Raw genomic sequence first — 10,038 nt, 5'->3', positions numbered from 1 at the left:
GCTTCTTCGCACCCTGCGCCTTGCGCACCTTGCGGATCTCGAAGTCCATCGCATCCCCTGGACTGGGGTGTTGCAACGAACCCTAGAACCCAAGCCCCGCGGTCCCCGGGGCTGTTCCTAGGGAGATGTCCCGGTTTCCCTAGGTCATCGGACGACCTGCGGCAACGCCAGCGGCGTGCGCAGATCGGGCGGCTCCTCCAGGTCGGACCGGAGCGGCGTCCAGGAGCGGCGGCCGTACAGGCGTTCCAGGCCGGGTGCGGTCACGCCGGGCAGCTCGTCCCGCCGGACGATCTCCACGATCAGCAGGTGGGCCCGGTCGCGGTGCCTGTGGACGGTGGCGCTCCTGGCCCAGCAGGCCGCCGCGATCTCCTCGGCGTACGCGTCGAACTCCTCGGCCGAGATGCCCGCCCGCGTCATGACCAGCGCCTTCTCGCCCCTGGCCGACGGCGTGATCCAGAGCACCAGCGGGATCCGTCCCGCCCGGGTGTGCATGGTCGTCTCCAGGCAGACCCGCTGCAGGCGGTGGCGGGAGAGCACGCACCAGAAGTGGGCGAGGGCCCAGTTGCGGCCGGTCCTGGTGGCGGCGGGCACCGAGACGGCGCTGCTCAGCAGGACGAAGGGCACCCAATGGCCGTCCCGCGCGGCGCCCAGCAGGGCAAGGACGAACAGCCCCAGCGCCCCGAGCACCATGAGCTCGCTGCGGACGCGCCAGATCCGCACCAGCGGGCCCCCGCCGCCCGCACCCGGGAGGTCCTCGACGGCCGGGTAGATCTGGTTGCGCGGGTTCCTCGACACGTCAGGACACCTCCTCGGGCACCCGTGACGCCACCGTGAGCTGGTCGAAGCGTGGGTCACGGTAGGCGCGGGCGCCGAAGCCCGTCCTGGTGACCGTCCAGCCCCGGTAGATGGCGAACTCGTCCGGCTCCATGCAGATCTCGCGGTCCGTCCACGCGATCAGTTCCCCGATCCGGGACTTGATTCGGCCGAGCCCCTTGGTACCTTGTGAGTACATAGAAGACCCCTTTCGCGGCATTTCCAGAGGTGGCTTCTTCGCCGGGTCGCAGGTCGGGTCCCGTCCCGCCGCAGGGTGGCAGCCCATATGCGGCGAACGCGGATTCAGCCTCGGCCCGGCATTTTCTTGGTGCTCCGATGAGCGACACGCTTTCAGGCGATGGGACGGTCCTTCCGGCAAGCGGCCTCCCTTTGGCGGACATTCGTATCCGGGACGGCTCCGTTGCCGGTGAGGCGGCCCTCGCGCGGGCGCCCGATCGTGAGCGGAGAGCCCGGCGTGCGGGGCCGTTTCGTCATCCCGGCCTCCCCTCGTCGGTCGAGAACCCTCCTGGCTCGATCGTCCTCCGCGTTCCGTGATGCTGCAATACGCTGAGCAAGGGAAGAATTAAGTTTCTTCGCAGATTGCCGTTCTAGTTGCCGTGCAACTTGCACGTGTTCTGTCAGGGGCTTGGGGGACCTCCGAGGTGGCCGTAAATCCTCCCCCTGACCTCTATACCTACGCGAAGCCTTGTCTTGCTCCCACGCTCTCTCCGTGAAAGCCTTCGAGCAACCCCATGCGGCAGGATTCGTGCAAGTTGCAGTGTAAGATTGAGTGAACGGCCCACAAACCGGGTTGCCAAACGATCCGTTCCCGCCACACCTTCATTCCCGACAAGGAGAGTGGACGGTGCCATCGCAGCAGGGCAGTCCGACAGTGCGCAGGCTCCGCCTAGGCCAGGAGTTGCGCCTCCTTCGCGAACGACGGAAGTTCACCGGGGCCCGGGCGGCGCGAGAGCTCGGCTGGTCGGCCAGCAAGGTCAGCCGCATCGAAGCCGCGAAGACCATGCCCAGCGCCGCCGACATCAAGGCGTTGGGCGAGCTCTACAGCCTCGACGTCGACAGACTTGACGAACTCTTCGGCCTCCTGCGAGATGCGGAGCAGCGTGGGTGGTGGGAAGATTATGAAGACTCCCTGCCCGAGGAGTACATCAGGCTTCTCGGGCTGGAGGCGGAGGCGACGGTTCAGCGCAACTGGGAACCCCAGTTGGTGTCCGGTCTCCTCCAGACCGAGGACTACGCGCGAGAGGTCATCCTCTCCGCGCGCGGAATCGTCCGGATCACGCACAGCGGCGTGCGCAGTCGCGTCGAGGCCCGTCTCGACCGGCAGCAACGGGTTCTGCACCGGCCCGATCCCTGCCGCCTCAACGTGGTGCTCGACGAAGCGGTGCTGATGCGGCGCTTCGGGGAGCCCTCGGTCATGCGGGAGCAGATGGAACACCTCATCGAGGTCTCCCTGTTGCCGCACGTCAACGTCCGGGTGTTGCCGCTGGACTCGCTCCATCCGGTCAATACCGGGGCGTTCATTCACCTGAAGTTCACCGGTTTCGACGATGTCGTCTATTTGGAGCACTTGTACACTGCTCACTTCGTAGAGGACCTCGAACGAGTCGCCGGCTATGAGAACGCTTTTGACCACATGTGGGCAGAGGCACTCGACGAGGACGAATCCCGCGTACTCATCCAACGCAAGGCCATGTTGTGGCGGCGCTAGAGCGCGCGGTCCCAGTAGGCGGGCAATGGGGCCTGCCTATACCTTTTGGGGAGAAAATGCACACCAGTACGATCCAGAGCTGGCGGAAGAGCACCTTCTGCAATGGAGCGACCTCTTGTGTCGAGGTCGCCCCGCTGGCGGACGGCAACGTCGCCCTGCGGGACAGCAAGGTGGAAGACGGCCCCGTGCTCGTCTTCACGCCGTCCGAATGGGCCGCCTTCACCGCAGGGGTGCGTGACGGCGAGTTCGACCTGCAGACCCTGGCTGCCGCCGGGTGAGCAAGCGGCCCTGACGAGTTGGCGACACAACCTTCAGGGCCGCCGCCCATGACGAGGCTCGGCCCGAGCTCGCCGGCCCGTTCCGCCTCGTAGGGTTTCCCGGATCCGGCCCGCAGCCGCCGCCGCAGCGTTCAGCGCGGCAGGACGAGCGCGGCCGACGAGCAGATGATCCGGCGCTGACGTCCTGCTCTCCCGCCAGGCGTCGGCGATCGCGTCGACGAATCGCAGGGCGGCTTTGTCCTCCGCGGTCGCGCATCGGTGATCACGTGTGCTCTTCCAGAAGCGCCCGCCTGCCGGGGTGGAGAAGAACAGCCGCATCTCCTTGGCCTGCAGGAAGAGCGAGAAGGAGCGGCGAGCCCATCGTCACGGCGCCGGCCGGTACGTCAGCGGCGGCGGATCAGGAAGAGGCTGCTCAGGCCCGCCAGTACGGCCAGGCCCGCCATCGCGACGGCGGCCATGAGGGAGGCCGAGACGGTGCCGTGGCCCTGGCTCAGCGAGATGAACAGGGTGCCCACGGTCGAGACGCCGATGACCTGGCCGAGCTGCATCACGGTGAGCAGCGCGCCGCTCGCGTCCGCCGCGTACGCGCCGTCCACCTGCTCGGTCGCCATGTTGGTCACCGCCACCTGCACGCCGAGCCCGGCGCCGATGAGGGCGCTCATGACGGCGTACAGGACGCCGCCGTCGGCGGCGAGGCCGAGGCCGAGGTAGGCGGGCGCGGCCACCACGTAGCCGACCGGGACGAGCGGGCGCTGCAGCCCGGCGGGCAGCCGCGGCCACAGCAGGCCGACGATGCCGAAGGCGAGCGCGCACGGCACCAGCATCATGCCCGAGCCGAGCGGGGAGAGGTGCAGGTCGCCCTGCAGGTGCAGAGCCGAGGTGAACAGGAACGCGCCCCAGGTCGCCGGGCCGAACAGCAGGATCGCCAGGCCGGGACGCATGCCGGGCGCGGCCAGCACCTTGGCGTCCACCAGCGGACGCCCGCCGCGACCGGTCACCCAGCGCTCGACCCGGACGAACGCCGCGAACATCACGACACTGAGCCCCATCGAGACCCAGCCCCAGACGGGCCAGCCCAGGTCACGTCCGAGCACCAGCGGCACCACGAACAGCAGCACGGCCGCCGACAGGGTCACCAGGCCCCACGGGTCGAGCCCGGTCCTGCCGCCGCCCTCGTCGGCGGGCAGGGCGCGGATGCCGATGCCGAGCAGCACCGCCCCGACCGGCACGAGCACCAGGAACACCACCCGCCAGCCGGCTCCGAAGCCGAGCAGGATGCCGCCGAGCGCCTGGCCAACGACGATGCCGCCGCTGATCACCAGTGACCAGAGCCCGATCGCCCGTCCGCGGGCGGCGCCCTGGTAGTTGCGCTGGATCAGGGTCAGCACCTGCGGCATCATCAAGGCCGCGCCGGCGCCCTGCGCGAGGCGGAAGCCGATCAGCCAGCCCGTCGAGGGCGCGAGGCCGGCGCCGAGCGTGGTGACAGTGAACACGGCCAGACCGCCGAGGAAGGCGTTGCGGTAACCGAAGAGGTCGCCGATCCGGGCGCCGGTGATCAAGAGGACGGCATAGACAATGGTGTAACCGGCGACGATCATCTGCAGCCCCGCGCCGGAGGAGTGCAGGTCCGCCTCGATGGTCGGGGTGGCCACGTTGACGATGTTGACGTTGAGGATGGCCAGGAACTGCCCGACGAGGATCACTGCGAGGAGCAGACCGCTGGCCTTGGCCCTGTCCGGTGGGGTGACCTGGACAGGAGAGGTGACAGTGGCGGATTCGGTCATGTGTCGCATTATTCTGCGAACCCGATACCAGTAACGAGAGTCCCTTTATACTGGTATTGGCGGCACCTGGATAAGTGTGCGCGGATGCCCCCATAGTGGAGGTGTGACCGTGACCGAGGCAAGACGTACGGATCTGGCGGCGTTCCTCCGGACTCGCCGGGCGCGCATCACCCCCGAGATGGTGAACCTCGCGCCGGGCCCCCGCAGGCGTACGCCGGGGCTGCGCCGCGAGGAGGTCGCCCAGCTCGCCGGGGTGGGCGTCACCTGGTACACGTGGCTGGAGCAGGGCCGGCCGATCAACGTCAGCGGCCAGGTGATCGACGCCGTCGCCCGTACGCTCATGCTGGACACCGCCGAGCGCCAGCACCTCTACCGGCTCACCGGCCAGGCCGAGGCCCCCGCCGTCGTCGACGCCAGCCGCATGCCGCCGGAGATGCAGGGCATCCTCGACCAGCTCGGCGACATGCCCGCGTCCGTCGCCAACAGCCGTTCCGACCTGCTGGCCTGGAACGCCGCCTACGCCGCCCTGTTCCCGCACGTCGTCGCGGCCCCGGACGGCGAGCGGAACTCGTTGTGGCAGACGTTCGTCAACACGGAGGCCCCGACCACGCTCGTCAACCGCGAGTCGGAGCTGCCGCGCGCGGTCGCGGTCTTCAGGGGCGCCTACAGCAGACACGCCGACGACCCCTGCTGGCAGGACTTCGTGCGGCGGCTGAGCGCGGAGAGCGCCGAGTTCGCCCGCATGTGGGCCAGGCAGGACGTGGCCGAGCCGGGCCCCCGCGTGAAGGTCTTCAAGCACGAGGTTGCCGGCGACCTCCGATTCAGCACGACCAGCCTGAACGTCTCCGCCACGCCCGAGACGCGACTGATCGTCTACAGCCCCAAGGACGACGCCACCAGGTCCGCTTTGACCTGGTTGGTGGGAAGTGGTGATACCAAGTCCTAATCTGCCGCCCATAGAATGCTCGATCCGTAAAAGTCTGGATCGAGCGGAAATGGCGGTAGATGAGACTCCCCCGTGTCCTACCGGTGCTGGTCGTCGCCGCCTCCCTCGCGGCATGCTCGTCGGCACCTGACAAAGAACCGCAGAGCAAGCAGGTCGAGCAGCAGGCGGCCGAGTCGCCGAGCTCCAAGCCGAAGCCCGCGCGCCGGCCGTTCACCATCTCCTTCGGCGGCGACGTGCACTTCGAGGGCGTCCTGCGCGGCAGGCTCGCCAACCCGGGCACCGCCCTCGGGCCCGTCGCGAACGTGCTGCGCAAGGCCGACCTGACGATGGTCAACCTGGAGACCGCCATCACCACGGCCGGGACGCCCGCGCCCGGCAAACAGTTCACCTTCCGCGCGCCGGCGACCGCGTTCAGCGCGCTCAAGGCGGCCGGGGTGGACGTCGCCTCCATGGCCAACAACCACGGCATGGACTACATGGAGAGCGGCCTGGCCGACTCGCTGGCGGCCATCAAGCGCAGCAAGTTCCCGATCGTGGGCATCGGGGCGAACGCCGCGCAGGCCTACAAACCCTTCCGCAAGACGGTGAACGGCAACCGGGTGGCGATCATCGGCGCGACACAGGTGCTCGACGCCGAGTTCATCCAGTCGTGGACGGCCACGGCCGACAAGGGCGGACTGGCCTCGGCCAAGGACGAGGCGAGCCTGCTGAAGGCCGTACGCCAGGCGCGCAAGAACTCCGACACCGTCATCGTGCACCTGCACTGGGGCACCGAGATGCAGAAATGCCCCAACGAGGCCCAGCGCTCGCTCGCCCCCAAGCTGGTCGAGGCGGGCGCCGACGTCGTGGTCGGCGGGCACGCGCACATCCTGCTGGGCGCCGGATACCTGGACAACGCCTACGTCAGCTACGGCATGGGCAACTTCGTCTTCTACAACTCCACCCCGGGCACCACGGGCAGGACCGGCGTGCTGACGCTGACGATCAACGGCCGCAAGGTGCTCAAGGACCAGTGGACCCCGGCCACGATCCAGGGCGGCATCCCGATCCCCATGACGGGTACGGCCAGGACCCAGGCCGTGAACGACTGGAAGGCGCTGCGCTCGTGCTCGGGGCTGGCCGCGCGGCCATGATCGATCTATCCTCTGGACAGTTCGTCCAATAGGAGGTCGCCATGCGGCAGGTCGAGTCCGGCGGGGTGCGGCTGGCGGTCTTCGAGGAGGGCGACCCCGCCGCACCCCCGATCCTGCTGCTGCACGGCTACCCGGACACCCACCGCGTCTGGGACGAGGTCGCCGCCCTCCTGCGCGACCGCTTCCACCTGGTCAGGTACGACGTGCGCGGCGCCGGCGCCTCCACTGCGCCGCGCGACCGCCGGCACTACGCCTTCGGCCACCTGATGGCCGACCTGGCCGCGGTGATCGGGGCCGTCGGGAAGCCGCGGGTCCACCTCGCCGGCCACGACTGGGGCTCGCTCCAGGGCTGGGAGGCGGCCGTCACGCCCGGCCTGCGCGACCGGCTGGCCTCCTTCACCAGCCTCGGCGGGCCGGGGCTGCGGCAGGTGTCCCACTTCATGCGGCACGGCGGGCGGCGCGACGTGCTCAGGCAGCTCGCCCGGTCCTGGTACATCGGCGCGTTCCAGGTGTCGGTGCTGCCCGAGCTGGCCTGGCGCACGGTCGTGCCGCGCGGCCTTTCGCGCACGTTGCGGCGCACCGACGGCGTCGGGCCGCGGCCGGGGCATCCGGCGCACACCCTGGCCAGGGACGCGCGCAACGGGCTGGAGCTCTACCGGCGCAACATGTCCGGCGGGCGGCGGGACGCCGGGCCCGAGGTCGTGCGGGTGCCGGTGCAACTCGTCGAGGCCCGCCGGGACCCGTTCGTCACCCCGGCGCTGCTGGCGGCGACCGCCCGGTGGGCCGACCGGCCGTGGCGCCGCACGATCGAGGCCGGCCACTGGGTGCAGCGCAGCCACCCCGCGGTGGTCGCCGGGCTGATCGCCGAGTTCGTCACGCACGTGGAGGGCGGCTCGGCGGAGAGGGGAGCGCGGCGGGCGCCGCCGCGCGGGGACGACGCCTCCGGCCCGGCCCGGCGCCGCTGATATCGCTCGAATTGAAGATTATTCGCGAAATATCGTCTCGCAATATAGTGTCCCGGGATTGTGTCGAACAATATGACGGTCGCCGTCCGGGAACATTTATCGAACATACCATCGGCGGCCTGTTATCCAGGGCCGCATCCCCCAGGAGCGGCACCGGGCCACCGGCCGTCCGCGCTGGGCCACGGGCCGCGGGCCGGTGCACATTCGACACGCTGACCAGTGCGGAAATTCGGTTATGCCGGCTCGTGGATTTCGCCATGGGCGACGCGACGGGCAGTCGTCCGAGAAATCCCGCAAATTAGTAGGTAACGATCGTGCAGACGAGAGAAGATGAATCCGTGTCTTCGCCGCAAATGGATGATGACTGCGTCCACCCCAAAGCTCTTCGGCGGCAGCCGGCCCAACGCCGCAGCGCCCGGCGCGTCGAGCGCATGCTCGACGCCTGCGCCGAACTCCTCGACGAGACCGGCTACGAGGCCCTGTCCACCACCCGCATAGCCGAGCGGGCAGGCGTCGCGATCGGTTCGGTCTACCAGTTCTTCCCCGACAAGCGGGCCATCACCCAGGAGCTCACCCGGCGCAACGTCGAGCAGTTCGTGGCGCGGGTGGGCCTGCGGTTCATGGAGGAGGAGTACCGCGGCTGGTGGGAGGCCGTCGACGCGATCATCGACGAGTACGTCGACATGCACCGCGCGGTCCCCGGCTTCAGGAGTCTGCACTTCGGCGACGTCGTCGACCTCAACCTGCTCGACTCCGACTCCGAGAACAACACGGTCATCGCGGGCAGGCTGCGCGGCCTGCTGCTCAAGGAGTTCGGGCTGGCCGACAGCGAGACGCTCGACCTGGCCGTGCTGGTCGCGGTCGAGGCCGGCGACGCGGTGCTCAAGCTGGCCTTCCGGCGCGACCCCGCCGGCGCGCCCGACATCATCGACGCCGCCAAGCACCTGGTGCGGGGGTTCCTGTCGCGTCAGCTCAGGTCGTGGTCGCCGCACGTGCTGACCGAGGGCGAGGTGGGACGCTGACCGAGATCTGGGCATGACGGCAACGAGCGATCGTCACTGTCCGTCACGGGTCTTTCGCGAGGTGAAGATGTACGATCTTCCGCCGTCCGCCTTCAAGCGCAGTGCCCCCTTCGATCCCCGCAACAGACGTGGGCCGGTCCGCGTCGCGCTCGGGCTCGCCCGCGCCGTGCGGTCCGTGGTGGCCGGCCGGATCACCGGGCCGTACCGGCGATGACCTGCCGCTGGGCGCCGGACGCGGCCCGCTGCCACGACTCGGGCACCAGAGGCGCCACCTCCCGGTGTCGATGTCTGGTGAGCTGCCGGTCGCCCAGCGCGGACGCGGGCACCTGCTGGATGCGCGGCGTCATCGGCGTACGCAGGCAGGGCAGCGGGAACGACACCGGCCGCACGTCCCGGGCCTGCCGGATGTCGAGCCTGGCCTGCAGCGCGTGGAGGTTGCGCTCGGCCGTCCGGATCGCGTCCAGCCGGGCCGACAAGTACCCGGCCACGCCGGGCCCGAGAGCCGAGAGAACGACGGCGCAGGCCAGCGTGAAGGTCATCTGCCGAGACATGCCCATTACAGCCCCCTCCGCCCGCGTACCGCAAAGCATGCCGTATATGCCCACTGACCTGCACGGACACGCGCAGCGTAACCGGCCTTGAACGAGACGTTGCCGAATTTGCATGTGACCGGCGATGCGCATTGACCGGGCAAAGCGCCGGGCGGCTCGGTAGTCTCGCAGGTGTGGCGCATGTGACCCGAGAGCACCTTGATCGTCTGCTGGAGCAGGCCCTGCTGGCCGACGACCACAGTTCCTTGGCCAGTCGGCTGTACGACGTCGCGCTCGGTTATTCGTCCGGCGACGTCTCCAGGGCGTCCATCCTCGTCCTCGCCGCCGAGGAGTGGCGAGCGGCGGGACAGCCCGCACGCGCGATGGAGTGTTTCCAGCGCGCCGTGGAGGACGGCGGCGACGCGGGCTTCGACCCGCGCGCAGGCATCGCCGACACCCTCTTCGAGCTCGAAAGGCCCGACGAGGCCCGGGAGCTCATCGAGACCATCCGCGGGGAGGGCGACGTCTCCACGGCGACGGCCCACACCATCGCGGAGACCCTGGTCGCCTACGGCGATCTGCGGGGCGGCCTCGAATGGGCCACCCAGGCCGTGCTGGGCTGCGACGAGGGCGACCCCGAGCAGGTGGCGCTGCTGCGGACGCGATACCGCATCAGGGTCGACCTCGGCCTTCCGGAGGACGAGCTCGACGAGCTCGTCTCCTAGTCGCGGAGGCCGGCCGACGGGCCCCCGCGCGGGGCCCGGCTTGTCGCATGCCCGCGAAGCCGGGCCGGAGGGGCCGCGACAGTGCGCGGCCACGGCCCCTCCGGCTGAGGAAG

11 protein-coding genes are annotated in these 10,038 nt (G+C 69.6%); 7 read left to right on the top strand and 4 right to left on the bottom strand.

The window, feature by feature from the left end:
- Positions 1-144 precede the first annotated feature (144 nt).
- Complete coding sequence (locus ABZ444_RS38000) at positions 145-795, bottom strand: hypothetical protein (protein WP_358007985.1); 651 nt, start codon at positions 793-795, stop codon at positions 145-147.
- A gap of 1 nt (position 796) precedes the next feature.
- Complete coding sequence (locus tag ABZ444_RS37995) at positions 797-1,012, bottom strand: hypothetical protein (protein ID WP_358007982.1); 216 nt, start codon at positions 1,010-1,012, stop codon at positions 797-799.
- A gap of 666 nt (positions 1,013-1,678) precedes the next feature.
- On the opposite strand from ABZ444_RS37995, the gene ABZ444_RS37990 reads away from it, so the two are divergent.
- Together ABZ444_RS37990 and ABZ444_RS37985 are read left to right on the top strand one after the other, a co-directional pair.
- Positions 1,679-2,542, top strand: a complete 864-nt coding sequence (locus ABZ444_RS37990; protein WP_357966230.1) for a helix-turn-helix transcriptional regulator — start codon at positions 1,679-1,681, stop codon at positions 2,540-2,542.
- Positions 2,543-2,598: 56 nt separating this feature from the next.
- Positions 2,599-2,820: a DUF397 domain-containing protein gene (locus ABZ444_RS37985; RefSeq protein ID WP_358007980.1), complete on the top strand. Its 222-nt coding sequence runs from the start codon at positions 2,599-2,601 to the stop codon at positions 2,818-2,820.
- A gap of 383 nt (positions 2,821-3,203) precedes the next feature.
- Here the strand turns inward: ABZ444_RS37985 and ABZ444_RS37980 are convergent, their stop codons facing one another.
- Complete coding sequence (locus tag ABZ444_RS37980) at positions 3,204-4,604, bottom strand: MFS transporter (RefSeq protein ID WP_358007977.1); 1,401 nt, start codon at positions 4,602-4,604, stop codon at positions 3,204-3,206.
- Between the two features lie 109 nt (positions 4,605-4,713).
- On the opposite strand from ABZ444_RS37980, the gene ABZ444_RS37975 reads away from it, so the two are divergent.
- From ABZ444_RS37975 to ABZ444_RS37960, 4 genes are all read left to right on the top strand, one after another.
- The gene (locus ABZ444_RS37975) at positions 4,714-5,550 is read left to right on the top strand and encodes a helix-turn-helix transcriptional regulator (protein WP_358007974.1); all 837 of its coding nucleotides are present in this window, start codon (positions 4,714-4,716) and stop codon (positions 5,548-5,550) included.
- Positions 5,551-5,609: 59 nt separating this feature from the next.
- Positions 5,610-6,683 (top strand): CapA family protein, encoded by a 1,074-nt coding sequence (locus tag ABZ444_RS37970; protein ID WP_358007971.1) that lies wholly within the window; start codon positions 5,610-5,612, stop codon positions 6,681-6,683.
- A gap of 41 nt (positions 6,684-6,724) precedes the next feature.
- Positions 6,725-7,648 (top strand): alpha/beta fold hydrolase, encoded by a 924-nt coding sequence (locus ABZ444_RS37965; RefSeq protein ID WP_358007968.1) that lies wholly within the window; start codon positions 6,725-6,727, stop codon positions 7,646-7,648.
- Positions 7,649-8,001: 353 nt separating this feature from the next.
- Entirely contained in the window at positions 8,002-8,670 is a 669-nt protein-coding gene (locus ABZ444_RS37960) for a TetR family transcriptional regulator (RefSeq protein WP_358007965.1), read from the top strand.
- Positions 8,671-8,861: 191 nt separating this feature from the next.
- Here ABZ444_RS37960 and ABZ444_RS37955 read toward each other — a convergent pair whose 3' ends face one another.
- Positions 8,862-9,221, bottom strand: a complete 360-nt coding sequence (locus ABZ444_RS37955) for a hypothetical protein (protein ID WP_358007962.1) — start codon at positions 9,219-9,221, stop codon at positions 8,862-8,864.
- Between the two features lie 173 nt (positions 9,222-9,394).
- Here ABZ444_RS37955 and ABZ444_RS37950 point away from each other — a divergent pair, with 173 nt between their 5' ends.
- Positions 9,395-9,925, top strand: a complete 531-nt coding sequence (locus ABZ444_RS37950; RefSeq protein ID WP_358007959.1) for a hypothetical protein — start codon at positions 9,395-9,397, stop codon at positions 9,923-9,925.
- Positions 9,926-10,038 lie beyond the last annotated feature (113 nt).

Origin of the sequence: Nonomuraea sp. NPDC005730, assembly GCF_040630865.1 — a bacterium.
GTDB lineage: Bacteria > Actinomycetota > Actinomycetes > Streptosporangiales > Streptosporangiaceae > Nonomuraea.
The sequence above is the reverse complement of the archived record's forward strand: the minus strand, read 5'-3'. Positions and strand labels throughout refer to the sequence as shown.

What these genes read in the sequence shown, in the direction of transcription:
- ABZ444_RS37985 (WP_358007980.1), top strand. Translation starts at nt 2,599, where the DNA reads ATGCACACCAGTACGATCCAGAGCTGGCGGAAGAGCACCTTCTGCAAT.
- ABZ444_RS37980 (WP_358007977.1), bottom strand. Translation starts at nt 4,604, where the DNA reads ATGACCGAATCCGCCACTGTCACCTCTCCTGTCCAGGTCACCCCACCG.
- ABZ444_RS37970 (WP_358007971.1), top strand. Translation starts at nt 5,610, where the DNA reads ATGAGACTCCCCCGTGTCCTACCGGTGCTGGTCGTCGCCGCCTCCCTC.
- ABZ444_RS37960 (WP_358007965.1), top strand. Translation starts at nt 8,002, where the DNA reads ATGGATGATGACTGCGTCCACCCCAAAGCTCTTCGGCGGCAGCCGGCC.
- ABZ444_RS37995 (WP_358007982.1), bottom strand. Translation starts at nt 1,012, where the DNA reads ATGTACTCACAAGGTACCAAGGGGCTCGGCCGAATCAAGTCCCGGATC.
- ABZ444_RS37965 (WP_358007968.1), top strand. Translation starts at nt 6,725, where the DNA reads ATGCGGCAGGTCGAGTCCGGCGGGGTGCGGCTGGCGGTCTTCGAGGAG.
- ABZ444_RS37955 (WP_358007962.1), bottom strand. Translation starts at nt 9,221, where the DNA reads ATGTCTCGGCAGATGACCTTCACGCTGGCCTGCGCCGTCGTTCTCTCG.